The organism is Lutibacter oricola, from assembly GCF_900106565.1.
GTDB classification, from domain to species: domain Bacteria; phylum Bacteroidota; class Bacteroidia; order Flavobacteriales; family Flavobacteriaceae; genus Lutibacter; species Lutibacter oricola.
The window spans coordinates 205,023-231,185 of sequence record NZ_FNNJ01000003.1; the positions used below are offsets into that span (position 1 = coordinate 205,023).

Genomic DNA, 26,163 nt, shown 5'->3' on the forward strand with positions numbered 1-26,163 from the left:
TTTAGAGACTTTTTTATTTAGGTTATTATGGTTGGTTTGGCGAATAATTCAAACAATTATAATAATGCTTTATTACTTTTTGTTGGTGTTTTAGAAAAAACCACCACCTCCGTTAACTTCGTTATTATCTCTTCTTTTTCTATTTCGGGTTTTATTTTTTCCACCTCCAAATCTATAGTTAAATCCTATGTATGCATTTTGACTTTCCCAAAAGAATTCTCCTGTGCTTGGGTATGGTTTTTCTGAATCGAAATTAAAACTCATACTTTCAAAAATATCGCTAACTCTTGCAGTTACAGTTCCTTTTCCTTTTAAAACATTTAAGCTCGCACCAAAATCAATTTTCCACATTGGTTTAATATCCCATTGAATTGTTTGAACATTTCCTCTATACATACCAAAAAGTTGAAATTTTAAATTTTTAGACGCACTAAAATTATTGCTCATTCTTGTGTTCCAAGTTGTTGAGGTAACTTCAATGTTTTCTGTGCCAATTACACCTTGATCTTTTACACTGTATAAATCGAAACTTATATTTGTTCTCCACCAGCTATTTATTTTATAGTTTGAAGATAGTTCAACACCATATGAGCTATTTCCATCTGCATTTGCAAATGTTAATATAGTTTTGTTTGGGTCTGTAGGGTCTTCGAAGAAAAAACGTGAAATATTATTATTAATATCTCTATAAAAAGTACCAACTGTAACGGAACCATTTTTAAGCTGTTTTGTGTAATTTACTTCAAAAGAGTTGGTAAATTGAGGGTCTAATTCTGGATTTCCAAATGATGTAATTGTTGGTGTGCTCCATTCTCTAATTGGATTAACTTGCCCTAAATTTGGTCTGTCAACTCTTCTGCTATAACTAAGTTGAAATTGATTTTTTTCGCTTGGATTATACGTTAAAAATGCTGAAGGATATAAGGTTGTGTAATCATCTTCATATATTTTTGTTCCATTTTGTATAGCATCAACTTTATAATTTTCTAACCTTGCTCCAACTTGCATTGTTAATTTATTAAACTTGTGGCTGTAGTTGGCGTATAATGAGTTTATATTTCTATCGTATTGATAATCAGAGTTGTCAAAACTAGTACTTACATAGTTGTTATCTGTTTTTCTAATTCTAGTTTCAACGCCTAATTCTAGTTTTCCCTTTTCAGAAATTGGGTTGGTGTAATCTATATTAATTGTTGTACTTGTTCTGTCATTATCAACAATATCATTGTAGCTAGATAAAACAGCAGGATTTCCTATTGAAGTATTAAAAATTGAATTTTCGTCTCCGTTATTTTTATTGTAGTTAACTTCAAATTCAAGGTTATGATCTTCTTTGTCGAATTCAGTTTTATAATTTAAGTTATAAGTTTGAGATCTATTTTTGTTTATAGCTATGTTTTCTTGAAGAATATTATCAAAATCGTTATTGTTATAAACAACCGTAGAGTTTGAATTTGCATCGCCATCATATAAATTTTGTGTGGTAAATACAGATAATGTGTTTTTATCGTTAATATAATAATCTACTCCAGCTTTTATAAGGTGAGACTCGTTATCATTTAGTCCAACAAAATCTTGGGTGCTGTTGTTATCAAATCTAGAAACGCCACCATTATTACTGTTTTTACCTTTGTTAAAACCATAGTTTACAAAATAGTTAAGTTTCCCTTTCTTTAAATTCATATTTACTGAAGTATTGTAACGTGTATTTTTTCCGAAGGTAATACCTGAATTTATTGAACCATTAAAACCTAAGTTCGCATTTTTATGTAATACTATATTAATAATACCACTCATTCCTTCAGGGCTATATTTTGCTGAAGGATTTGTAATTAACTCTACACTTTTAATAGAAGTTGAAGGAATTTGTTTTAGCAATTGTTCTGTACTAATATTTGTAGGTTTACCGTCAACTAGTACTCTAACATTATCGTTTCCACGTAAACTTAAACTTCCAGTTTGACTATCTACAGAAACAGATTGTACATTATTTAACAGTTCAGATGCTGTTGCTCCAGCTGAAGTTAAATCTTTACCAACATTAATTACCTTTCTATCTATTTTTTGAGTTACCGTTGAGGTTTCAGCAATAATTTCAACTTCATTTAAAGATGTTGCTTCTTCAACAAGAGCAATAGTACCTAAGTCGACTCTAAAATTTGAACGACTTAACGTAACTTTTTTATGAACTGTTTTATACCCCATAAATTGAATTTCTATAGTAGTTTCACCTTCGGGTAATTTATGTATTGAAAAAAGACCTTCTTCGCTTGTAATAGTTCCATTAATAGTTTTGTTGTTAGTATCTTTTATTACAATAGAAACATAAGGCAATGCTTCATTTGTTTGTTGGTCTATTACCTTTCCAGACACAGTTCCAGATTTTGGCCCCGTATTTGAAGGAAGTTGAGCAAATGCAGTAAGTGAAATAAATAAACTGCAAATTAATAGTATGTTTTTCATTAGTTAGTAAATTTGAATTATTTGATTTTGTAAGTTTTGTTATGTTTAAAAGACTTTATAATGTAACAGATGTTACTCAGTTTAACATACTTTAACTATTTTTAACATATGAATAAGAAAACACTAGTTATTGGGGCATCAGAAAACCCTAAGAGATATTCTAATATTGCAATTAAACGGTTAGAAGATAATAATATAGAAGTTAAGGCTTTAGGTCGAAGAAAAGGAAGTGTAAATGGTATTGATATTGTTACAGAAAAAATTAATTTCGAAAATATAGATACTGTTACAATGTATGTTGGACCAAAAAATCAACCAGAGTTTTATAATTATATAATTGGGTTAAACCCAAAACGTGTACTTTTTAATCCTGGAACTGAAAATGTAACATTTGAAAATTTATTAACTGAAAATAATATTGAATTTGAAAGAGCTTGTACTTTAGTTTTGTTAGGCTTAAATGAGTATTAATTGTGCAACTCTAGTTCCCAGCATTCAAAAGCTGGTTCTACATTATACGTGTAATCTATTGCTTGTCTAATTTGTTGAGAGGCGCGTTTCATTGCATGCTCGTGATTTAGAACAATTCCATTAGCATCCATTTCAATATTATTCATGTAAATAGCAATTATAAGTGACATGTTAGAAGCGTCATTGATTAAAACTTCCTTATAAGCTATATCAATATCTAAAATATCACCAACTCTAAACTGAAGTGTTCCATTGGTGTAATAATACACAAAAAGTCTTAAGTGTTTTATAAAATCATTACTTAACTTCATAGTTGTAGTTTAATTTAGGGGCTTAATAATAAGGAGGTGAATTAAATAATAACTGGGGCGACAAATTTGTATTTATGTGTAAATAAAAACTAATGCGGGAATGCAAACGTCTACCCCAATTAAAAAATTGCAAAGATTCTCACTAATCACAGTCAATTTCCCAAAATCCTATATTTAGATTTTGTTAAAGTACTCTGTTCAATATTATATTACAATACTCAAAATGAGTAATTTAAATCAAATTAATGTTTCCTTTAAAATAGCTAATTAGCTCACCAGTAGAGGCTAAGTTGAATTTTTTTAAAATATTTCGCCTGTGGGTATCAACTGTGTGTCTACTAATATGAAGACTTTCTGCAATTTCTTTACTTGTTTTTTTAACTAAAAGCTGTCTTATAATATCTCGTTCGCGATTACTTACTGCACCTAATAAATTTTTGTTTGAAATATTATTAAAGTACAAAGTTTCATATTCGTTTTTGTCATTTAAATATTTTGCAGAAGCGCAAATATCCATTCTAATTTCATCTTCAAGAACGGTGTAATGTGCTAAACCAACAATAGGTTTGTTGGTTTTATCAAATTGAATTGGTGTTGTATTTTGAATAATTGTTACAAATTTACCTTGGGCATTTTTTATTCTATAATTCCAAGTATAACTCATTTTAGATCTTTTATCAGGGTCTAATTCATTCATTGTAAAATTCATTAAGCCTTGTAGGCATTGTAGCCAAAGATTAATATCATTTTCGTGGTATCTAGACCAAAAATAGTCCATTCCACCTTTTAGCATGTCTTCATTTTTTAGACCAGTACAAGCAGTAAAATTTTTGCTAATATATTCGAATTGTTTGGTTACGGTATTAGTAATACAGAAGAATGTAGAATTGTATGGATAGTAATAATCTAATTCGATTATTTTTTTAATATGCTCTTCAATTTCAACTTGAGGAAATGTTTTAAAAATCTCTTCATAAACAGAGTTAATGGAAAATGTATTCAACGTTAAGATAGGTTAGTTAGTTCTATAAATATAAAAATATTTATTTTAATAGAAAATCCCCAAATCTTAGCGTTTCAGTTTTGACATGTTAACTAGTTGTAAGATAAATGTTTAGATGTCGAATGTCTTACCGGTATCTGCAAGTAAAGTGTTGTTGAAAGTTGTTTTAGCCTCAGTTTTAAAATCTTCTGTGTTTTTATAGCGTCCACTATAATGTCCAATAATAAGCTGTTTTACATTTGCTTGTTTGGCTATTTTTGCAGCTTGTAAAGCTGTTGAGTGTTTAGTTTTTAAAGCCAAATCCTCTTTGTCATTTAAAAAAGTAGACTCGTGGTATAAACAAGTAGAATTCATAATTACATCAACAATTTCAGGGAAATATGAAGTATCACTACAATAAGAATAACTTTTTGGAGCAGGCGGGTCTAGTGTTAATTCACTGTTTTTAATAACATTTCCATTTTCTAAAACGTAATCTCTTCCATTTTTTAAATTTTGATAATCGCATACATCAATTTCTGGATATTCTTGAATAGGTCCCATGTTTAATTTTCGTTCTCCAAGTTTTTCTTTAAAAAGAAAACCATTTGTATAAACTCTATGGTCTAGTGGTATTGTATGAACTTCAACTTTAGTGTCTTCAAATATTAATTCACTTTTTTTAGAAGTTAGTTCGTGAAAAATTAATGGGTAATTAGTCCAAGAATTTGACAACTTTAATTGTAGCGTAATAACTTCTTTTATCCCTTTTGGTCCATAAACGTGTAATTCAGTTTCTCTATTTAATAATCTAAAAGTAGAAATTAACCCTACTAAGCCAAAAAAATGGTCACCATGTAAATGAGAGATAAATATGTGTTTTATTTTAGAAAATTTAACGTGATATTTTCTTAATTGTACCTGAGTTCCTTCACCACAATCTATTAAAAAGTTATGATTTTTTATTTCTAAAAATTGAGAAGTTGGGTGGGCGTTTACTCTAGGCGTAGCAGAGTGACAACCTAATATTGTAAGTTTCATGCTTATTTAATAACCATTCTTTTTGAAACAATTTCATTACCAGTTTTTAAAGAGTACAAGTACATGCCTTTGGTTAAATTGTTTCTAGTGTAGGTAAATATGTTTTTTCCTTTTCTAGCAGAAATTTTTTCAACAAACACAGTTTTTCCAAGTAAATTTTGAATAGTAAATACTACAGTTTGTTGTTTTGTAGATTTAAAACTAATATTTGTTCTAACATTAAAAGGGTTAGGGTAGGTTGTTATTATTGTAATAGAACTTGTTACTTTTTGCTTATCCACCAAAATATTATTATCACTAGTTTGTTGGGCAAACAAATGAGTTGAAATAATAAGTGTAATTAGTAAAAGTAATTTTTTCATCAATAAACGTCTATTTTAAAATCCTAAATCTCTTTCTATCGCTTCCATATCAATAGTGTCTTCAGCTTCGGTAATAGTTGGTACTACTATTAATTCTTCTGGTAAATCATCAATATCCAAGTTGTCATATATAAGCACAAAACTTGTGCCATTTTGTTTGTGAACTTCACTTAATTTCAAAAATAAAGCTATTTCTTCAATTTTAATGTTAAGGTTTTCTGAAAAATCAATTATTAGATGTTCTTCTTTTAATGAATTTAACTTGCCTTCTAGTTGTGTGTAAAACTCATTTACCGAGTTACTTTTAGGCGTAATAATTGTATATTTTTCTTTTTTTGAAATATTCATATGTTATTTGTGTTCTATTTGTTGAGCCAGTAAATAAATAACTGCCATCCTAACTGCAACTCCATTTTCAACTTGGTTTAAAATAATGGCTTGGTCAGCATCGGCAACATCACTAGTTAATTCTACACCACGGTTTATTGGCCCTGGATGCATTATAACAATTTCCTTGCCAAGAGAGTCTAGTAATTCTTTGTTTATTCCAAAAAGTTGAGAGTATTCTCTTGTTGAAGGAAAATAATTAATTGCCATTCGTTCGTTTTGAACTCTTAAAACGTTGGCAACATCGCACCATTGTAAAGCTTTCTTAATGTCGTATTCGACATCAACACCTAAGCTTTCAATATATTTTGGTATTAATGTTTTTGGGCCGCAAACTTTTACGTTTGCTCCTTGTAATTTTAAAGCGTAAATGTTAGATAGTGCTACACGAGAGTGTAAAATATCTCCGACAATTACTACGTTTTTACCTTCTACACTACCTAATTTTTCTCTAATAGAGTAGGAGTCTAATAAAGCTTGTGTAGGATGTTCATGAGTTCCATCTCCAGCATTTACAATTTTGGCATCTACATGTTTAGATAAAAAATCGCAAGCTCCAACGTTTGGATGTCTCATAACAATTAAATCAACTTTCATAGATAATATATTATTAGCTGTATCTATTAAAGTTTCTCCTTTTTTTACTGAAGATTGGCTTGCTGAAAAGTTGATAACATCGGCAGATAATCTTTTTTCGGCCAATTCAAAAGAGAGTTTTGTACGGGTACTATTTTCAAAAAATAAATTAGCAATAGTAATATCTCTTAGAGATGGTACTTTTTTAATTGGTCGGTTAATAACTTCCTTAAAATGATCGGCAGTTTTAAAAATTAACTCAATATCCGCTCTATTTAAGTGCTTTATACCTAATAAATGTTCTACGCTTAATTGACTCATTTTCTTAATCGTTTAAAATATATACAGCATCTTCACCTTCATTTTCTTTCCAATGCACGGTTACTCTTTCTTCGTTTATTACATCTACTTGTCTTCCTTTATATGTAGGTTGAATAGGTAAATGTCTGCTAAACCTTCTATCTATTAAAACTAGAAGCTCAACATTAGAAGGTCTTCCGTAAGATTGTAAAGCTGTTAGTGCAGCTCTAATACTTCTTCCAGAATATAAAACATCATCAATAAAAACCACGTTTTTATCTTCAACAATAAAATTAATGTCTGTTGAATTAGCAGATAAAGGTTCGTCCCTTCTTCGAAAATCATCTCTATAAAAAGTGATGTCTAATTTTCCCAATTTTAAATTGTTTATAGCATACTCTTCTTTTAAAATAGTTATTAAGCGTTCAGCTAAATAAATACCTCTTGGTTGCAGCCCAATTAAAACTGTATTTTCAAAATTGTTGTGATTTTCAATTAATTGACAGGCTAACCTGTGCAATATAATTTCAATTTCTTTAGAGTTAAGTAGTGTTTTTTTACTCATTGTTGTACCAAACATTGTTTGGAAAACAAATATAAAGCATTTTGTTAATTAATTTGTTAAAAAGATTTAGAAGTTATTAGAAAATTACAAATGAGTTGATGTACTTTTATTGAAGTTGAAATATTTACCCTTATATGTCATTAACGCCAAGAGAAAATAACATATCGCTTGCTAAATTCGAATCCATGTTGAAAACCAATAACGTGTATTTTTTCGACTCTGTTGAGTTTGAAGAAATTATACATTATTACATAGATTCGGGTAAAAATTCGCTAGCTAAAAAAGCGATAAAATTAGGTTTAAAGCAGCACCCTAATTCGGTGATACTTAGATTGCTTAAAGCTGAGGTTATGATTTTTGATGGAGAACTAGACAAGGCGTCTGTACTGTTAAAAGAGGTGCATGCAATAGAACCTACAAATGAAGAGGTTTACATTCAACAAGCCACAATTTTTTCAAAAAAAGATAAGCATAAAGAGGCTATTGATACTTTAAAAATTGCACTTAGTTTTACGGATGAAAAAGCAGATATTTTGTCTATGATTGGAATGGAATTTCTGTTTTTAGATAATTTTGACGATGCAAGATTAAGTTTTGCAAAGTGCCTTGAAGTAGATTTTGAAGATTATTCATCTTTATACAATGTAATTTATTGTTTTGATATGGAAGGCAAGCATACCGAAGCTGCTGAATATTTAAACAACTATATAAATAAAGATCCGTATAGCGAAGTTGCTTGGCATCAATTAGGGCGACAATATTTTGTATTAGAAAAATACGAAGAAGCATTAAAGGCTTTTGATTACTCAGTACTAATTGATGAGCATTTTGTTGGCGGTTTTTTAGAAAAAGCTAAAACATTAGAGCAATTAAAACGATATGAAGATGCTATTGAAAATTATAAAGCTACCATTGAGTTAGACGATCCAACTTCTTTTGCTTTTTTAAGAATAGGAGAGTGTTACGAGAAATTAAATAATAATATTTTAGCAATAAATTATTATAAAAAAGCTGTTCATGAAGATCCGCTTTTAGATAAAGCGTGGATTGCAATTACAAATATTCTATTAATTGAAAAAAAGTATACAAAAGCATTATATACTATTAATAAGGCCATAGAAATTGATGAGCAAAATGCATTGTACTGGAGAAAGTTTGCTCAAATAAATTTAAAATTAGAATTATTCGAAGAAGCCATAAAAGGGTTTAAGGAGTGTATTAAAAATAAAGATTTAAGTCTTGAAGTTTGGGTAGGTCTTGCAGATGTTCTTTGTTACGTAGGTAAGTTTGAAGAAGCCTTAAAGACATTGTTGGAAGCCAAAACTTATTTTACGGATTTTGCCGAAATAGAATATCGATTAAGTAGTATATATTTTATATTTGAAAATACTCATAAAGGTAAATTGCATTTAATACATGCAATAACTATAAATTATAAATTAATCTCAATTATTAAGGAGCAATTCAATGCTGTTTATTTGTTAGATGATGTGCAACAGATTATAAAAGAATTCAAAGAATCTTCTCTATAAAAATATTACATTTGTTTTTAAACTAAAACAAATGGGAAAAAGAAAATTTATTCATTATTTAATAATTTCTTTAAAAGGAATGGCTATGGGAGCTGCGGATGTAGTTCCAGGTGTTTCAGGAGGTACAATTGCTTTTATATCTGGTATTTACGAAGAATTACTTACTTCAATAAGTTCTGTAAATTTAAAAACTTTAAAGCAATTTAAAACAGGAGGAATACGAGCTGTATGGAATGCTGTAAATGGAAATTTTTTAGCATCATTATTAATAGGAATTTTTATAAGTGTAGTTTCTTTAGCTAAAATAATATCGTGGCTATTAGAAAATAAACCAATAATGGTTTGGTCTTTCTTTTTTGGATTGGTGTTGGCAAGTATTTTATATATAGGTAAACAAATTACTAAGTGGAATGTGTTGACCTTTGTTTTTTTAATTGCTGGGGCATTAGTTGCATATTATATTACAACTTTAGAACCAATGATTTCTGAAAATTCATCACCACTATTTATGTTTTTGGCAGGAGCAATTGCAATTTGTGCAATGATTTTACCCGGTATTTCAGGATCCTTTATTTTAGTTTTATTAGGTGCATATAAGCCTGTTTTAGAAGCAATACATGATAGAGACTTTAAAACAATTGCAATTTTAGGTGCTGGAGCAGTAGTTGGGTTACTTACATTTTCTAAAATTTTAAAATGGTTATTTAGTCATTATAAAAATTTAACATTAGCCATATTAACTGGTTTTATTTTAGGTTCATTAAATAAAATATGGCCTTGGAAAGAAACCCTAACTTGGAGAACAAATTCTCACGGAGAAAAAGTCGCTTTTAATGAACAAAGTGTGTCGCCATTTTCTTTTGAAGGAGATCCTCAGTTGGTATATGCTATAAGTATAGCTGTACTTGGGGTACTAGTAATTTTAGCATTAGAAAAAATAGCAAACGTATCGAATAAGTAAAATTAGTAATGGCAAGAGAAAGAACTTTTCTAGATAAATTTTTCCTTTTTGTGAAGGGATTGGCTATGGGAGCTGCAAATAAGGTTCCTGGAGTTTCTGGAGGTACGGTTTCTTTTGTACTTGGATTTTATGAAGAAATGATTTATTCATTTCAAAAAATAAATTACAAGGCTGTTTTATTATTGTTAAACGGAAGGTTTAAAAGTTTTTATTATTATGTAAATGCTCCGTTTTTGTTACTTGTTTTTGCTGGTAGTACTTTTAGTTATTTTAGTGTTTCATTAGTTTTAGATTATTTATTGACGCATTATGAACTCTATGTATGGAGTACCTTTTTTGGAATGATTTTAGGGTCGATCTACTATATTTCAAAAGAATTTAATGATTGGCGTACAAAAAATATTATATCAATTTTAATTGGAGCCATAATAGGTATTGCTATAAGTTTTATGAATCCGGCAAAAGAAAATGATAACCTTTGGTTTGTTTTTGTTTGCGGAATAATTGGTGTTTCTGGTATGACGTTGCCTGGCTTGTCAGGCTCATTTATATTAATATTAATGGGTAATTACGTACTTCTTTTAGTAGATTCTGTTGCAGAATTGTTTAAAACTATTACAGAAGTTGTAACAGGAGATTTTAGTTTTCAAAATAATGCAGAAAGAGTACAGTATCTTAAAGTAATTGCAACTTTTACTGCTGGTTCTGCTTTCGGTTTGGTAATTACATCGCATATATTAGGTTTTGTATTAAAACGTTGGCATCAAATTGTTACAGCTGTAATAATTGGTTTTATAGCAGGATCCTTAGGTATAGTTTGGCCTTGGAAAAGAGAGGTTTATAAAATGCAAGATGGTATCAATTTGTTAGATGCTAAAGGAAATAAAGTAATAGAAAATTATACAAGATATTTTCCAGATTTGTCAATTTCAGAAACTTGGATAGCCGTACTTTTTGTTTTAGTAGGTGTAGGTATAATTTTATTAGTTGATAAATATGGTGAAGACCAAAAAGAATTTATAAATGAAAAATAATAGAACAAAATTTGGGTTATTAGGGAAAGATATTTCCTATTCATTCTCAAGAAAATATTTTACTGAGAAATTTGAAAAGTTAGGATTAACTAATCTGAAGTATGTGAATTTCGATTTACCCGAAATTGAAGAATTTCCATTTATAACATATCAAAAAGAAGATGAGTTTGGTGGTATTAACGTTACTATACCTTATAAAGAATCTGTAATGAGGTATATGAGTGAGATTGATGCAGATGCTAAAGAAATAGGAGCTGTAAACACAATAAAATTTACAGAAGATAATAAAATGGTTGGCTATAATACAGATTATTATGGTTTTCAAAAAGCCATAGAACCTTTATTAAAAAATCATCATAAAAAAGCCTTAATCCTTGGAACTGGTGGAGCATCTAAAGCTGTTTTATTTGCCCTAAAAAATAAAGGGATTGAATGTAAATTTGTCTCTAGAAGAATTTCAGACAACAATTTTCTTTATTCAATTTTAAATAAAGAAATTATGGAAGAATATACAGTAATAGTAAACTGTACGCCTTTAGGGACACACCCAAATGTAACTGAAGCACCAAACATTCCGTTCGAATATATAACAGATAAGCATTTATTATTCGATTTAATTTACAACCCTGAAAAAACTAAATTTTTAGCTGAAGGAGAAAAAAGAGGAGCAACCATAAAAAATGGTTTAGAAATGTTAGAACTCCAAGCTGAGAAATCTTGGGAAATTTGGAATTTATAAAAAGCTTAGTGGTGTACGCAACTTATTATTGTAAAATGTATCTAATATTTACATAGTTATTGCATATATTTACTAGCAAAACAACAATATAATTAATTGAACCTTAAACATTTTAATATGTTAGATGAAACAAATGAAGTGCCTTTAGAAGAAACAAATGATTCGACACTTCCAACACCTGATAAAACAGCGCCTGTAATTAAAGAAAATGCTGAAATTAGTAACGAAGAACCTGTAAAAGAGGTTGAAGCTACTGATACAGTTGAATTTAATGATTTGGTTGAAGAAAAAGAAACTTCAACAGAAGACAAAGCAATTATTGAAATAGAAGATAAAATTGCTGAATCTTCAGAGCAAACAGCGCACGATAATGTAGAAATGGTGGATTATAGTTCTTTTTCTTTAGAAGAATTAGTTGAAGAATTAACTACGCTAATTAAAGATAAGCCAGTACAAAGTATTAACAATAATGTAAATAAGATAAAAAATACATTTAATGTTAAGTTTGGTGCACTGTTAAAAGCTGAAAAAGAAAAGTTTTTAGCTGAAGGTGGTAATATTATTGATTTTCAATATAAAAATCCAGTAAAAACTTCGTACAACAGTATATTATATGACTTTAAAATAAAAAGAAACGAGTTTTTTGCTAGTCAAGAAAAGCAATTAAATGAAAACTTAAAAAATAAGTTAGAAATTATTGAAGAGTTAAAACATTTAGTAGATACCGCTCATGGTGGTAATATGTATAATAGTTTTAAAGTTTTACAAGATAGGTGGAGAGCAATTGGTCCTATACCAAAAGCTAAATATAACGATGCTTGGAAAACGTATCACCATCATGTAGAAAGATTTTATGATCTTTTACATATTAGTAATGACTTAAGAGATCTGGATTTTAAACATAATTTAGAAGAAAAAATAAAACTTGTTGAAAGAGCTGAAGCTCTAGATAAGTTAGTAGATATAAATGAAGCGTTTAAAGAACTTCAAGTTCTTCATAAGCTATGGAAAGAAGATGTTGGGCCCGTTTCTCGTGAAAATAGGGAGGCAATTTGGAAAAAATTTAGCGATGCAACTAAAAAAGTGCACGATAAAAGACACGAATTTTATAGAGGTTTAAAATCTAAGTTTGAAGAAAACATAGATAAAAAGTTAGAAGTTGTTGCAAAAATTGATGCGTTAGATACTACAAGAAACAAATCTAGAGCAGATTGGCAAAAAAGTATTTCTCAAATAGAAGCTTTAAGAGAACAATTTTTTGCAATTGGCCAAGTACCAAGAGCAAAAAGCGATGAAATTTGGAATAAGTTTAAAAACGCAACTAAAAAGTTTAATAGTGCTAAAAACAAGTTTTTTAAAGATGTAAAAAAAGACTATTTAGACAATTTAAACAAAAAGAAAGCTCTTATCGAACAAGCCAACGCTGTTAAAGATAGCGAAGATTGGGATATGGCAACGGATATAATGAAGAAAATTCAGTCTGATTGGAAAAAAATTGGACACGTACCTAGAAAATATTCTGATAAACTTTGGAAAGAGTTTAAAGATGCTTGTAATCATTATTTTGATAGACTTCATGACAAGCAAGATGAAGGAAATAAAATTGAAATTGAAGTTTATAATAAGAAAAAAGAACTTATTGCTACAATAAAAAAGGAAGTTGAAGGTAAAGTAGAGTTTACTATAGATACTTTAAAAGGGTATGTAAATGACTGGAAAGCGTTAGGTAAAGTTCCTTATGATATGAGACATATAGAAGGAAAGTTTAACAAGCTAATTGATAAAATTGCAGAATCGAACTCAATGGATAAAGAAACTGTTGAAATGGTTAAGTTCGAAAACTTAGTAAACGGTTATTTAGAGCAAAAAAACTTTAGAAAACTAGATTCTGAAGCAATGTTTGTTAGAAAGAAAATTGATGAATCTGTTAAAGAAATTCAACAATTAGAAAACAATATTGGTTTTCTTTCTAATGTTACAGAAGACAATCCTTTAGTTAAAAATGTAAGAGTACAAATAGAAGGTCATAAAGAAACACTAGCTATTTGGAAAACAAAGTTAAGTTACTTAAGAAAATTAGAGTACTAAACTGAATATGAATAAAAAAAAAGCCAGCTAATTTAGCTGGCTTTTTTTTTATTCATATTTTAAATAGGTGGCTATATCAATTTTAACTTCACTCCAAGTTTTAGAAATACCATCGTCTCCTTTATGTAAATCTTCACAAACTTTGTTTAACGATTCTATTGCAGGTTGAGCTTTCCAGTTGTCTAAATCCATTAAAGCCTCTATGGTTACCATTTGATCGCTTACAACATATGTAATAGGTAATACTTGAGATATTCCATTCATAGTTAAATCTACTGTTCCAGAAGTTTCGTTATTCATATGTATAGTTCCAGAAAGTAATTCTGTATTATCCATAACACCAAAAAAGAATTTTTTTAGTTTACCATCTCTAATAGAATCTTTAGTAAAAAGACTACTAACAGGAATACTAAATTTAATTCCATTTAAAGCATCAATAGAATTGTTAGCTTTTTTTGCGTTTAACACATTTAATTTTGTGAATTGACCTTTTACAGGTGTTTTGCTTGTAGTTTTGTAAGCTGTCCAGTTTATTGAAGTTGTTTTAGCTTCAACAATATAGCTTTTTTCTTTAGTTGAATCTATTTTTTTAGATTCACTTTTACACGATGTCGATACTATTGTTAGCACCAATAGTATAGCAATTAATTGTAATTTTTTCATTAGTTATAGTTTGTAGTTTATTCTAAATATTGCTTAACAAGCTTAATATACTCAATTTTAGCTTCTTCCTCGGTTAAATTTCCTAATTGAATCCAAGCGTTTAGTTTAAAAGCATTTCTCAATTCAACATTGCCTGATGGTCTATGAAAACCGTGATGATTTCCTTTAGTTGCTTGCTTATAATACGCGTAAAACTGCAACATAATATCAGGAGGTAGTTTTATATCTGTAGTTGAAGAAACCTTGTAAGCTCTGTCAAATTCTTTATCAATATCAATTCCCATACAGCATTCTGTCATTTTATAAAGAAGCAATTACTTGTTCTCCTCCTTTAACCTTGTCGTCTAATTTAACATTAATTTTAGCATTCAAAGGTAAAAATAAATCTACTCTCGAACCAAATTTTATAAAACCAGCATCTTCACCTTGTATAACTTGCATTTTTGGTTCTGCATAATTAACAATTCGTTTTGCTAATGCTCCAGCAATTTGACGATACAATACTTCACCAAAAACGTTATTTTTAACAACAATTGTTGTTCTTTCGTTTTCTTCTGAAGCCTTTGGATGCCAGGCTACTAAATATTTACCTGGATGATATTTGCTAAATTTTACTTCTCCACTTGTTGCATATCTGGTTACATGCACATTTAAAGGAGACATAAAAATTGAAACTTGTAATCTTTTATCTTTAAAGTATTCGTTTTCCATTACTTCTTCAATAACAACAACTTTTCCATCTACAGGAGCAATTATATGGTTGTCATTTATAGGAGTATTTCTTTTTGGGTTTCTAAAAAATTGAAGAATAATAACATAAAATACAAGCAGTACAGCAGCTAATAATTTATTAAGCCAATTTATAGAAACAAAATTTTCTAATAATATAAATCCTAGTCCTACCAATAAAGTAGAAGCTATTATAATTTTATAACCTTCTTTATGAAACATAATTATTGTACAATTTGTAAATAAATAAAAATAAATGGTGCAGCGAATATAACACTGTCAAACCTATCTAAAAAACCACCATGGCCAGGAATTAAACTACTACTGTCTTTTACGCCTGCTTGACGTTTAAACATAGATTCTATTAAATCTCCTAATACACCAAAAATACTAACAATACCAGCTATTACTATCCACATTACTAAACTTAAAGTTTCAAAGTGTTGTGCAAGAAAATAGCTTACAATAAACGTAAATAACATTCCACCTATAAAGCCTTCAATAGTTTTATTTGGTGATATACGTTCTAGTAATTTGTTTTTTCCAATAAGGTTTCCTGTTAAATAGGCAAAAGTATCATTAACCCAAATAAGTATAAAAACACCTAAAATTGTTGTGTTTACATAATTAAATGTAGAATTTAAAAATGGTATTTGTACCATTAACGTAAATGGTACAACTATATATATTATGGTTAAAAATATTTTTCCTAAGTGGCTAATAACTTCTTCTTTTTTTGCAAATAGAATAGACGCAAAAGATATAAAAATTGTTAAAAAAAGTGCAACTCCAACGTATTCAAATATTAATTTTGAAGGAACATCTTCAACATTTAATATATTACCGAATACAAATAATAAGGAACCTATAACATATGGAAAAACACTATTTAATTTAATCATTCGTTTAAACTCGAACAAGCAAAATAGCATTAATACATAAAACAAAGCGATAAAGGTTATTTTGCTGTATAGTATCGAAAAGATTAATACACACACAAAAACCAACCCCGAAAGAGCACGTTTTAATAGTTTTTTCATAAATTATAAATCTTCAAATAGCAGCAAATATAAGTTTTTAGAATTAGTGTTACCATAATTCATAAAATCTTCGCTTTTACTACCTGGATTGTAATCTTTTATAGCACTTATGTTACTAGGTATATTTCCTTGATATCTAGATTTTATACCTGTTAAACTTTCGCCTTTAGATTTAACTAGTTGGCTAGTTGTTGCATAAACAATAAAGTTTTCAGAAAGATTGGAAATTTTATGCTCTTTAAGTTGATTTGAAGAGAATAAAATACTGCCATTTTCGGCTATTAAGTGTTCGCACCCAACAAAAACAGGAGTAGAATCGTCAAAATTATCTGTAATATTTATATTTAATGCTTTTACTAGCTTTACTAAGTCGTTATCTGTACAAACTATTGAATTCCAAGAGTTTTCTTTAGCTATGTTTTCTAAATTAACCGTTACTTCTTGTAAGCTTGTACAATACAAAAACTTACCATTCTTGTCAATAAATTTTTCTACAAAAATTTGATCAAGTGGTAAGTTTTTAAAATCTATAGAAGTTTCCTTCTTTTCCTTTGGTTTAGGAGAGTTAAAAAGATTTTTAAAAAAATTCATTATCAGTTTTGAATAAATTCAAAATTAAATAAAAGTTATGAATTTATTCAGTTGTTTTTAATGAATTTTAAATATTTCCTTCTTCTTTTTGCTCTTTTTCAATTTTTTCATCCTCTTTTGCAGGTTCAGCTTCAATTTCAAAAGGCCTTTTTCCAAATATGGTTTCTAAATCTTTTTTGAAAATAACTTCTTTTTCCAATAAGTGTTCGGCTAATGTAATTAACTTCTCTTTATTGGTATTAAGTATGTCAATTGCTCTTTGGTATTGTTCTTCAACAATATTAGATATTTCTTTATCAATAACTTGAGCTGTTTGTTCGCTATAAGGTTTTGTAAAGTTATAATCTTGTTGCCCTGTAGAATCGTAATATGTTAAGTTACCAATTTTATCGTTTAAACCATAAATAGTAACCATAGCTCTAGCTTGACGCATTACTTTTTCAAGGTCGTTTAGGGCTCCAGTTGAAATTTTGTTAAATATTAATTTTTCAGCAGCTCTACCAGCTAATGTAGCACACATTTCGTCTAACATTTGTTCTGCTTGAACTATTTGACGTTCTTCAGGTAAATACCAAGCGGCACCTAAACTTTGCCCTCTTGGTACAATTGTAACCTTAACCAAAGGAGCGGCGTGTTCTAACATCCAGCTTGCAGTTGCGTGTCCAGCTTCGTGAAAAGCAATAGTTTTCTTTTCTTTTGGAGATATTATTTTATTTTTCTTTTCTAATCCTCCAACAATTCTATCCACAGCATCTAAAAAATCTTGATGTTCAACAGATTTTTTACTACTACGAGCAGCAATTAAAGCAGCTTCGTTACATAAGTTAGCAATATCTGCCCCAGAAAAACCTGGAGTTTGTTGTGCTAAAAATTCAACATCTAAACCTTTATCTAATTTTAGAGGTTTTAAATGAACTTGAAAAATTTCTTCACGTTCTTTTAAATCAGGTAAATCAACATAAATTTGTCTGTCAAAACGACCAGCTCTCATTAAAGCTTTATCTAAAACATCTGCGCGATTTGTTGCTGCTAATACAATAACATTAGTATCAGTACCAAAACCATCCATTTCTGTTAATAACTGGTTTAAAGTGTTTTCGCGTTCGTCATTACCGCCTGTCATATTGTTTTTTCCACGCGCTCTACCAATTGCATCAATTTCATCAATAAAAATAATTGAAGGAGATTTTTGCTGTGCTTGTTTAAATAAGTCACGAACTCTAGAAGCTCCAACTCCAACAAACATTTCAACAAAATCTGATCCAGATAAAGAGAAGAATGGTACTTCAGCTTCACCAGCTACTGCTTTAGCTAATAATGTTTTACCAGTTCCAGGAGGACCTACTAATAAGGCTCCTTTTGGTATTTTACCACCTAAAGATGTATATTTTTCTGGGCTTTTTAAAAAGTCTACAATTTCTTGTACTTCTTCTTTAGCACCTTCTAAACCAGCAACATCTTTAAAGCTTGTTTTTACTTTTTGATCTTGGTCAAATAATTTAGCTTTAGATTTTCCAATATTAAATATTTGGCCTCCGCCACCTCCAGAGCCACCTCCAGACATACGTCTCATAAAATAAATCCACAAACCAATTAAAAATATAAAAGGTAAGTAAACAAAAATTTGCTCTAATATGTTTGTTTTTTCAACATTGGCTGTATCAAAATCTAAGCTGTTTGCAGTTTTACTTTCTTCAAGTTCTTTTTCAAAGTTTTGTAAATCACCAAAATCATAGTAATACATTGGTGTATTAGCAGAGTATAGAGAGCCTTTATTTTTTTTGTGTTTCTCTTTTTCTGAAGCATCACTTTTTATATAAATATCAGCTACATCTCTATTTACAATAACAATTTTATCTATATCATTGTCACTTAGAATAGTTTTAAACTCATTTTGGCTTAAATTTCTAGACGACATGCTTTCGCTATTGAAAAATTGGTATCCAATAAATAACGCGATAACAATACCATAAATCCAATAAAAATTGAACTTAGGTGTTTTTATGTTTTTACTTGAATTATTTTTTTTATCCTGACCCATTTAAAGTTTTCTTATTTCTTAGTTATGAATTTTTTTAATTGCTTGATGCAATAGTAGTAATTTTTGCATCTCCCCATAGACTTTCAATGTCGTAAAATTCGCGAATGTGTTTTTGAAATACGTGAACAACAACATTTACATAATCTAGAAGAATCCATTCAGCAGGACCTTCACCTTCAACATGCCAAGGTTTTTCTTTAACAATTTTACTAACTTGCTTTTGTACAATACCAGAAATGGCATTTACATGTGTGTTAGAAGTACCAGTACATACTATAAAGTAATCACAAACTGTATTTTCAATTTCTCTTAAGTCTAATATTTGAATATCTTCACTTTTTATTTCGTCAAGTGCTTTTATTACAGCCGCAATTAACTCGTCGGCACTTACTTTTCTTTCTGTCATTAATTATTTTTTTATTAGTTACAAAGTTATTATTTTTTTAGAATAAATAATGTTTTGAGTAACTTTGTTGAAATTTCAATATTTTAATGAATATAATCAAACTTAATGCCATTGATTCTACCAATTTATACTTGAAAAGGTTGGCGGATGATAATGAGCTAGAAAACTTTACTGTAGCGGTAGCTAGACAGCAAACTGCCGGTAGAGGTCAAATGGGTACAAATTGGGTTTCTGAGAAAAATAAAAACCTAACATTCAGTATGTTAGTTAATTTTGAAGCGCTTTCAGTTAATCATCAGTTTTATGTAAGTATGGCAGTTGCTATTGCTGTAGTAGAAGTATTAAAAGGTTTTGTTAATAATTCATTATTTATAAAATGGCCTAACGACATTTTGGCAGATAAACAAAAGGTATGCGGTATTTTAATTGAAAATAGCTTAAAAGGAGTTAATGTGAAGCATTCTATTATTGGAATTGGTTTAAATGTAAATCAAGAAATTTTCCCAACAAATATTGGAAAAGTTAGTTCAATGAAGCTTTTAAGTGGAAATGAATATAAAACAGATGATATATTGGTAAACTTAATAAATAAATTAAAGTATTATTTACAATTGGTAAATGAAGCTAAGTTTAAACAGTTAACCGAAATTTATTATGCTAATTTATTTAAACTAAATACACCAGCGTTATTTGAAGAGTCTTGTGGATCCCAATTTATGGGTAAAATTATAGGGGTTGAGGTAGACGGAAGGTTAATAATTGAGCTTGAAAATGAAAATACTCGCAAATTCAATCTAAAAGAGATAAAACTTGCAAGTATTTAATTAAGTTTTTAAAACTATAAATTCTCAGCGTTGCTAGATAAAGTATTTATAAAGTTTTGAAGCGGTTTTTTTACCATCATTGCCATCATAGGGTTAAAGTCTCCTTCAAATAATAATTGAGCTTCACAACTACTTTCAGTTACTTCAATAATATTTGCGGTTAATGTAAAGTTTAATTTACTACTTGCAGCACCTAAAATTATTTTATCAAACTCTTGTTTTTCTTTAACAACAAGTCTAATTTCTGGCATACCTTTTAAGCTAAATAGAAACGAGTCACCATCAACTTCGAACTTATCGGTGTTTTCTGGCATTATTTTTTCAAAATTATTAAGGTCAGTTAAAAACTCAAAAAACTCTTTTTGAGACTTATTTATAACTGTTTTTTTACTTTCTAAATTCATCATAATTTTTTAGGTGTTATTGATTCCAAACGCTTGGGTTTTTACGCCAATTTTTTAGAGTGTCTAATTCTTTTTCAGAAATATATTTATTGTCTAAAGCCAATTCTAATAAATGGTTATAATCACTTAAAGTATTAAGTTTTACGTTGGCTTCTTTAAAGTTTTCATCAGCTAACTCAAAACCATAAGAGAAAATAGCAACCATACCTTTAACGTTGGCTCCTTCTTCTTTTAAAGCTTTAACCGCATTTAAGCTACTTTTTCCAGTGCTAATTAAATCTTCAACAACTACAACATTTTTGTTTTTTTCTAGTAAGCCTTCAACCTGGTTTTTTCTACCGTGTTTTTTAGGTTCAGGTCTTACATATACAAAAGGAACATTTAAATGCTGAGCTACTAAAACTCCAATAGCAATAGCTCCTGTAGCTACCCCTGCAATTACATCTGGTTTACCATATTCTTCTTCAATAATATTTGCTAAGTTTTCTCGCAAATAATTTCGTATTTTTGGAAACGAAAGGGTGGTTCTATTATCACAATAAATTGGAGATTTCCATCCTGAAGCCCAAGTAAAAGGTTCGTTTGGTTGTAATTTTATAGCTTTAATCTGCAATAAAAGTTCAGCCGTTGTTTTAGCCACATTTTTGTTTAAAATCATAATGCAAATGTATAAAGTTTTTGTAAATGAATGTCCAATTATTTTAACCGATAATAAGAATTTTTCAACAAAATTAGATAAAGTATTATTCAATATAAAAGATATAGAAATCCTTATTTCAAAACTTTTTTTAAATGAAAGTAAAGGTATTTGTTTGGTATGTAGTGATTTAAAAAAGGATTTTAAACTTTTTAAAGCTCTATTTAAAAAACAAAAAGCAGCTGGTGGAAAGGTAATAAATGCCAAAAATGAAGTGTTATTTATTTATAGAATGAAGAAATGGGATTTGCCAAAAGGGAAATTAGAAAAAGGTGAAACCATAAAAGAAGCTGCCATAAGAGAAGTAGAAGAAGAATGTGGAATTAATGGTTTAACCATTAAAAGTAAACTGCCAACAACGTATCATATTTTTAGACGAAAAGGAAAAACTATTTTTAAAATTACGCATTGGTATTTAATGACAACTGAATTTATTGGAGATTTAACTCCTCAAATTGATGAAGAAATTGAAATTGCTAAATTTAAAAATGAAGTTGAGGTTAAAGAAGCGTTATTGAATACTTATGAAAATATTAAGTTGCTTTTTTAAAACACTTTAAACGATTTCGTTAAGTCCGTCATTTAAATTTAAAACAACTAACAAAAAGGCTTATATTTGCCGCTTTTTGAAAATAACTCATTATGACTAAATTTATTAGAAACAGAGTATCAAATGTTAGAAACGACGTTTTGTCGGGTATTACCGTTGCGCTTGCATTGGTGCCTGAAGCAGTTGCCTTTGCCTTTGTGGCAGGCGTAGATCCTTTAGTAGGGTTATATGCTGCATTTATGGTTGGTTTAATAACATCTATATTTGGTGGTAGACCAGGAATGATTTCTGGAGCAACAGGAGCCTTAGCTGTAGTTATGGTTTCACTTGTTTCTGAAGGAAATGCAATGGGAGAACCTGGAGAAAACTTAGGTTTATATTATTTATTTGCAACCGTTATTTTAATGGGAATTATTCAAATGTTAGCAGGTTTATTTAAGCTAGGTAAATTTGTAAGATTAATTCCTCACCCTGTAATGATGGGATTTGTAAATGGTTTAGCTATTGTAATTTTTCTATCTCAATTAGGTATGTTTAAAGAAACTGTTGGAGGAGAAAAAGTATGGTTACAAGGTAACTCTTTGTATTATATGATTGGTTTAGTTGCGTTAACTATGTTAATTATGTGGGGACTTCCAAAAATTAAACAAGCTAAAAAATTACCTGAAGCATTAATTGCTATTTTGGTTGTAAGTGGAATTGCAATTTTTGCAAAATTAGATGTAGCAACCGTTGGTTCTTTTATTAGAGATGGTGGTGGAGAAGGATTAAAAGGAGGTTTTCCAATGCTTAATTTAGAAACTTTTTCTAAAGTTCCTTTCACTATGGAATCTATTACATTTATATTGCCATATGCATTAATATTAGCTGCCATTGGTTTAATAGAGTCTTTGATGACATTAAATTTAGTGGATGATTTAACTGAAACTCGTGGAAATGGTAATAGAGAATGTTTAGCACAAGGAGGTGCAAATATTATTACTGGACTTTTCGGAGGAATGGGTGGTTGTGCTATGATTGGACAATCTATTATTAATATTAAAGGTGGTGGTAGAGGCCGTTTATCAGGTATTGTAGCTGCGGTTATGTTATTAATGTTTATTCTATTCGGATCATCTTACATAGAACAAGTTCCAATTGGAGCTCTCGTAGGTGTAATGTTTATGGTTGTTATAGGAACATTTGCTTGGAGTAGCTTTAGAATTATTGGAAAAATACCTAGAACAGATTTATTTGTATTAATTCTAGTATCTGCTTTAACAGTAATTTTCGATTTAGCTATAGCAGTAATAGCTGGTGTAATTGTTAGTGCATTAGTTTTTTCTTGGGAAAATGCAACAAGAATTAGAGCTAGAAAAAGAATGAAAGATGATGGTACCAAGATTTATGAAATTTGGGGGCCTTTATTTTTCGGTTCAATATCTGCTTTTAACGAAAAGTTTGACGTTAAAAATGATCCAGATAAAGTTGAAATAGATTTTATAGAGTCTAGAGTAAGTGATCACTCTGCATTAGAAGCAATTTTAAGTATTGTAGAAAAATACGAATCTGCTGGTAAAAGTTTACATTTAAAACATTTAAGTGAAGAATGTAAATTATTACTTTACAAAAGTAATCCTAAATTTAAGGAGGTAATTGTTGAAGATATTGACGATCCTCGTTATCATTTAGCTGCAAACCCAGAGAAGTTTCCGAAAGGATTATTAGAGAATTAGAAAATATACTATATAAAAAAAGCGACTTATTTAAGTCGCTTTTTTTGTTTTATACAGTAAAACCTTCATCAATTAAAGGTAATTTTCTAATCCTTTTTCCTGTTGCTGCAAATATAGCATTTACAATTGCAGGTGCTATAACAGGCACTCCAGGTTCGCCAACTCCTGTTGGTGGTTTAGTACTTTTAACAATTTCTACATGTATTTTAGGTGTTTGGTGTATACGGGCCATTTGATAATCGTGAAAATTACTTTGTTCAATTTCACCATCTTTAGCCGTAATTTTTCCATAAAAAGCTAAAGACATACCAAATATAGCAGAGCCTTCCATTTGAGCAATTACAGTATCTCTATTTACCACCAAACCACAATCTATGGCTATATAAACGTTATGTACTGTTACTTTATTATTTATAACAGAAACTTCAATTATTGAAGCTACATAAGATTGAAAGCTTTTGTGAATGGCAATTCCATAAGCATGACCTTCTGGTAATTTTTTACCATAATCAGCATTTTTTGCTACTATGTTTAAAACATTTCTAAGTCTATTTGTTTGTAGTTTTTTAGCTTTTTTATCTTTAGATAAAAAGTTTAATCTAAACTCGAGAGGATCTGTAGTTGTTTCGTGTGCCAGTTCATCTGTAAAAACATTAATTGCAAATCCGTGTGGTAGATTAATAACAGATCTTAACCAACCAATTCTAACATGAGCAGGAGCTTTACCAACTTCAACTCTTAAGTTATCTACGTTGTATGGTAAGTTTGAAGCGCTATTAATTTCCCATCCTCCAGGATATTCAACACCTTTTTGAAATGTTGAAGTAATTGATGGAAATGCAAAACGATGTAACCAGCCTGAAATTTTATTGTCTTTTGTAATTGAAGCTTTAAAATATTGTGCACTTACGGTATGTAAATAATCATGTTTAATATCATCTTCTCGTGTCCAAACAACTTGAATTGGGTTATTCGTTTCTTTAGATAATATTGCAGCTTCAGCAACATAATCTGGTTTAGATTTTCTTCCAAATCCACCACCAAGTAGCGTAACATTAATTGTTACTTTATCTAATTCAATTTGTAAGGCCTCTTTAACTTCTTCTCTAGCTGTTTGCGCTACTTGCGTAGGCGCCCAAACATCACAAACACCATTGCGATACCAAGCAACTGTATTCGGTACCTCCATAGGTGCGTGCGCTAAATGTGGTAATTGGTAAGTAGCTTCAATAGTTCTACTAGCATTTTTAAACGCATTGTTAATGTTGCCTTTATCTTTAGAAACTTTACCAGGTTTATGTACGTTTTTTGTAATTTCTTCCAAATAAATAGAAGAATTGTAAGATTTGTTTTCTCCTAAATCCCACTCAATAACTAAAGCTTCTTTACCTTTAATAGCAGCCCAAGTATTGGTCGCAATTACAGCAATACCACCTAAGGTTCCAAAAGGTCTATCAACAGGTTTAATTTCAATAACATTTTCTACACCAGCTATTTTTAAAGCTTCGGTTTTATCAAAAGATTTTACAGTTCCAAATGTTACTGGGCAATGTGCTATAGTCGCAAATTTCATATTTGGCAGCCTTTTATCCAAGCCATAAATAGCTGAACCATTCGAAATGTTTTCTGCATCTACACTTTGTAAACCTTTACCAATGTATTTATAATCTTTAGGGTTTTTAAATTTTAAACTATCTTCTGAAGGAGTTTCTAAAGTTTTTGCTATTTCAACTAAATCTCCAAAAGCTATTTTTTTTCCTGAAGTGTGTATTATAAAATGATTTTTTGCTAAACATTCGCTTTCAGGAACTTTCCATTTAATAGCAGCGGCTGAAATTAGCATGGCTTTTGCCATTGCTCCCATAGTTAACATTGGCTTAAAAAATAATCGAATACTTTTTGAACCATCAGTATTTTGGTTTCCGTATTTTTCGTCTCCGGTTGCTTGTTGTACAGAAACTCTATTCCAATCAGCTTCCATTTCATCTGCAATTACAGAAGGCAATGAGGTTCGAACTCCATTACCCATTTCCGATCTTGATGAAACTAATATTAAGCTTCCGTCAGAATTTAGCTGAACAAATAAGTTAGGATTAAAACTTGTAAAGTTTTCAGGTGCTTTTTCTTCATTAGAAAAAATAGAAGTGTTACATGCCAATACTAAACCACCAGATGCTAAACCTATACTTTTTACAAAACTTCTACGACTTATATTTTTTACAACTCCCATATTAGCTTTGTTTTTTTAATTCAACAGTTTTATGAATGGCTTTTTTTATACGTTGGTATGTACCACACCTACAAATGTTACCAGCCATGGCAGTTTCAATTTCTTCATCAGTTGGATTTTTATTTTTATCTAATAATGATGTAGCTGCTATTAATTGTCCTGGCTGACAAAAACCGCATTGTGCAACATTATCTTCTATCCAAGATTTTTGTAGTAATTGTAAATTTTTCGATTCTCCTTCAATAGTTAAAATTTCTTTTCCTTCAGCCATTGAAACAGGAATTTGACAACTTTGAACTGCAGAACCATCGAGTAGCACTTTACAAGCACCGCATAAACCTTTTCCACATCCATATTTTGTGCCTGTTAAACCAACAATATCTCTAATTGCCCAAAGTAAAGGCATATCTTTTGGAACGTCTATTTTGTGATTTTCTCCATTAATACGAAGAGTAGTCATA

General features: G+C 29.6%; 28 protein-coding genes. 9 read left to right on the forward strand and 19 right to left on the reverse strand.

Going from position 1 to position 26,163, the window contains the following annotated elements; genetic code table 11:
• Positions 1-90 precede the first annotated feature (90 nt).
• Positions 91-2,463, reverse strand: coding sequence for a TonB-dependent receptor (locus BLU40_RS08620; protein ID WP_090122404.1), 2,373 nt, complete (start codon positions 2,461-2,463; stop codon positions 91-93).
• A 108-nt stretch (positions 2,464-2,571) separates the two neighbouring features.
• On the opposite strand from BLU40_RS08620, the gene BLU40_RS08625 reads away from it, so the two are divergent.
• Positions 2,572-2,934 (forward strand): CoA-binding protein, encoded by a 363-nt coding sequence (locus tag BLU40_RS08625; protein ID WP_090122406.1) that lies wholly within the window; start codon positions 2,572-2,574, stop codon positions 2,932-2,934.
• Here BLU40_RS08625 and BLU40_RS08630 read toward each other — a convergent pair.
• From BLU40_RS08630 to pyrR, 7 genes are all read right to left on the reverse strand, one after another.
• A complete protein-coding gene (locus BLU40_RS08630; RefSeq protein WP_090122409.1) occupies positions 2,931-3,245 on the reverse strand; it encodes a DUF7677 family protein in 315 nt (104 codons plus the stop codon). The two genes, BLU40_RS08625 and BLU40_RS08630, sit on opposite strands and share 4 nt — an antisense overlap.
• Before the next feature lie 232 nt (positions 3,246-3,477).
• Positions 3,478-4,248 carry a response regulator transcription factor gene (locus BLU40_RS08635; RefSeq protein WP_090122412.1) on the reverse strand — a complete coding sequence of 257 codons (771 nt, stop codon included), beginning with the start codon at positions 4,246-4,248 and terminating at the stop codon, positions 3,478-3,480.
• A gap of 111 nt (positions 4,249-4,359) precedes the next feature.
• A complete protein-coding gene (locus BLU40_RS08640; RefSeq protein WP_090122414.1) occupies positions 4,360-5,268 on the reverse strand; it encodes a ribonuclease Z in 909 nt (302 codons plus the stop codon).
• 2 nt (positions 5,269-5,270) lie between these two features.
• Positions 5,271-5,630 (reverse strand): T9SS type A sorting domain-containing protein, encoded by a 360-nt coding sequence (locus BLU40_RS08645; protein WP_090122416.1) that lies wholly within the window; start codon positions 5,628-5,630, stop codon positions 5,271-5,273.
• Positions 5,631-5,645: 15 nt separating this feature from the next.
• Positions 5,646-5,978 carry a hypothetical protein gene (locus BLU40_RS08650; protein ID WP_090122420.1) on the reverse strand — a complete coding sequence of 111 codons (333 nt, stop codon included), beginning with the start codon at positions 5,976-5,978 and terminating at the stop codon, positions 5,646-5,648.
• A 3-nt stretch (positions 5,979-5,981) separates the two neighbouring features.
• Positions 5,982-6,914: an aspartate carbamoyltransferase catalytic subunit gene (locus BLU40_RS08655; protein ID WP_090122424.1), complete on the reverse strand. Its 933-nt coding sequence runs from the start codon at positions 6,912-6,914 to the stop codon at positions 5,982-5,984.
• 4 nt (positions 6,915-6,918) lie between these two features.
• Positions 6,919-7,458, reverse strand: a complete 540-nt coding sequence (gene pyrR, locus BLU40_RS08660; RefSeq protein WP_090122718.1) for a bifunctional pyr operon transcriptional regulator/uracil phosphoribosyltransferase PyrR — start codon at positions 7,456-7,458, stop codon at positions 6,919-6,921.
• 134 nt (positions 7,459-7,592) lie between these two features.
• Here pyrR and BLU40_RS08665 point away from each other — a divergent pair, with 134 nt between their 5' ends.
• The 5 genes from BLU40_RS08665 (at position 7,593) to BLU40_RS08685 (ending at position 13,812) form a co-directional block, all read left to right on the forward strand.
• Complete coding sequence (locus BLU40_RS08665; protein WP_175454762.1) at positions 7,593-8,990, forward strand: tetratricopeptide repeat protein; 1,398 nt, start codon at positions 7,593-7,595, stop codon at positions 8,988-8,990.
• Between the two features lie 31 nt (positions 8,991-9,021).
• Entirely contained in the window at positions 9,022-9,951 is a 930-nt protein-coding gene (locus tag BLU40_RS08670; protein ID WP_090122426.1) for a polyprenyl-phosphate transporter, read from the forward strand.
• An 8-nt stretch (positions 9,952-9,959) separates the two neighbouring features.
• Positions 9,960-10,985: a DUF368 domain-containing protein gene (locus BLU40_RS08675; RefSeq protein ID WP_090122427.1), complete on the forward strand. Its 1,026-nt coding sequence runs from the start codon at positions 9,960-9,962 to the stop codon at positions 10,983-10,985.
• Positions 10,975-11,724 carry a shikimate dehydrogenase family protein gene (locus tag BLU40_RS08680; protein ID WP_090122429.1) on the forward strand — a complete coding sequence of 250 codons (750 nt, stop codon included), beginning with the start codon at positions 10,975-10,977 and terminating at the stop codon, positions 11,722-11,724. The genes BLU40_RS08675 and BLU40_RS08680 overlap by 11 nt, the downstream gene beginning before the upstream one ends.
• 117 nt (positions 11,725-11,841) lie before the next feature.
• The gene (locus BLU40_RS08685) at positions 11,842-13,812 is read left to right on the forward strand and encodes a DUF349 domain-containing protein (RefSeq protein WP_090122430.1); all 1,971 of its coding nucleotides are present in this window, start codon (positions 11,842-11,844) and stop codon (positions 13,810-13,812) included.
• 48 nt (positions 13,813-13,860) lie between these two features.
• Here the strand turns inward: BLU40_RS08685 and BLU40_RS08690 are convergent, their stop codons facing one another.
• From BLU40_RS08690 to rsfS, 7 genes are all read right to left on the reverse strand, one after another.
• The gene (locus tag BLU40_RS08690) at positions 13,861-14,475 is read right to left on the reverse strand and encodes a YceI family protein (protein ID WP_090122432.1); all 615 of its coding nucleotides are present in this window, start codon (positions 14,473-14,475) and stop codon (positions 13,861-13,863) included.
• A 17-nt stretch (positions 14,476-14,492) separates the two neighbouring features.
• Positions 14,493-14,774 (reverse strand): acyl-CoA-binding protein, encoded by a 282-nt coding sequence (locus tag BLU40_RS08695; protein ID WP_245729918.1) that lies wholly within the window; start codon positions 14,772-14,774, stop codon positions 14,493-14,495.
• 1 nt (position 14,775) lies between these two features.
• Complete coding sequence (locus tag BLU40_RS08700) at positions 14,776-15,426, reverse strand: phosphatidylserine decarboxylase family protein (protein WP_090122435.1); 651 nt, start codon at positions 15,424-15,426, stop codon at positions 14,776-14,778.
• Positions 15,427-15,428: 2 nt separating this feature from the next.
• Positions 15,429-16,244, reverse strand: a complete 816-nt coding sequence (locus BLU40_RS08705; protein WP_090122437.1) for a phosphatidate cytidylyltransferase — start codon at positions 16,242-16,244, stop codon at positions 15,429-15,431.
• A 3-nt stretch (positions 16,245-16,247) separates the two neighbouring features.
• A complete protein-coding gene (locus BLU40_RS08710) occupies positions 16,248-16,835 on the reverse strand; it encodes an LUD domain-containing protein (protein WP_090122439.1) in 588 nt (195 codons plus the stop codon).
• Between the two features lie 67 nt (positions 16,836-16,902).
• A complete protein-coding gene (gene ftsH, locus BLU40_RS08715; RefSeq protein ID WP_090122442.1) occupies positions 16,903-18,876 on the reverse strand; it encodes an ATP-dependent zinc metalloprotease FtsH in 1,974 nt (657 codons plus the stop codon).
• A 34-nt stretch (positions 18,877-18,910) separates the two neighbouring features.
• On the reverse strand, positions 18,911-19,282 hold the full coding sequence (gene rsfS / locus BLU40_RS08720) for a ribosome silencing factor (RefSeq protein ID WP_090122446.1): 372 nt from the start codon (positions 19,280-19,282) through the stop codon (positions 18,911-18,913).
• Positions 19,283-19,368: 86 nt separating this feature from the next.
• Between rsfS and BLU40_RS08725 the strand changes: the two genes are divergently transcribed.
• Positions 19,369-20,106, forward strand: coding sequence for a biotin--[acetyl-CoA-carboxylase] ligase (locus BLU40_RS08725; RefSeq protein ID WP_090122450.1), 738 nt, complete (start codon positions 19,369-19,371; stop codon positions 20,104-20,106).
• A gap of 14 nt (positions 20,107-20,120) precedes the next feature.
• On the opposite strand, the gene BLU40_RS08730 is transcribed toward BLU40_RS08725, so the two are convergent.
• Both BLU40_RS08730 and pyrE read right to left on the reverse strand, forming a co-directional pair.
• Positions 20,121-20,510, reverse strand: a complete 390-nt coding sequence (locus BLU40_RS08730) for an orotate phosphoribosyltransferase (RefSeq protein ID WP_090122452.1) — start codon at positions 20,508-20,510, stop codon at positions 20,121-20,123.
• A gap of 16 nt (positions 20,511-20,526) precedes the next feature.
• Positions 20,527-21,168, reverse strand: coding sequence for an orotate phosphoribosyltransferase (gene pyrE, locus BLU40_RS08735; protein ID WP_090122454.1), 642 nt, complete (start codon positions 21,166-21,168; stop codon positions 20,527-20,529).
• A gap of 7 nt (positions 21,169-21,175) precedes the next feature.
• Between pyrE and BLU40_RS08740 the strand changes: the two genes are divergently transcribed.
• Positions 21,176-21,757 (forward strand): NUDIX hydrolase, encoded by a 582-nt coding sequence (locus BLU40_RS08740; RefSeq protein ID WP_090122721.1) that lies wholly within the window; start codon positions 21,176-21,178, stop codon positions 21,755-21,757.
• 92 nt (positions 21,758-21,849) lie between these two features.
• Entirely contained in the window at positions 21,850-23,472 is a 1,623-nt protein-coding gene (locus BLU40_RS08745) for a SulP family inorganic anion transporter (RefSeq protein ID WP_090122456.1), read from the forward strand.
• Positions 23,473-23,521: 49 nt separating this feature from the next.
• Here the strand turns inward: BLU40_RS08745 and BLU40_RS08750 are convergent, their stop codons facing one another.
• Positions 23,522-25,702, reverse strand: a complete 2,181-nt coding sequence (locus BLU40_RS08750) for a xanthine dehydrogenase family protein molybdopterin-binding subunit (protein WP_090122459.1) — start codon at positions 25,700-25,702, stop codon at positions 23,522-23,524.
• Between the two features lies 1 nt (position 25,703).
• The gene (locus tag BLU40_RS08755; protein ID WP_090122462.1) at positions 25,704-26,162 is read right to left on the reverse strand and encodes a (2Fe-2S)-binding protein; all 459 of its coding nucleotides are present in this window, start codon (positions 26,160-26,162) and stop codon (positions 25,704-25,706) included.
• Between the last annotated feature and the right edge of the window lies 1 nt (position 26,163).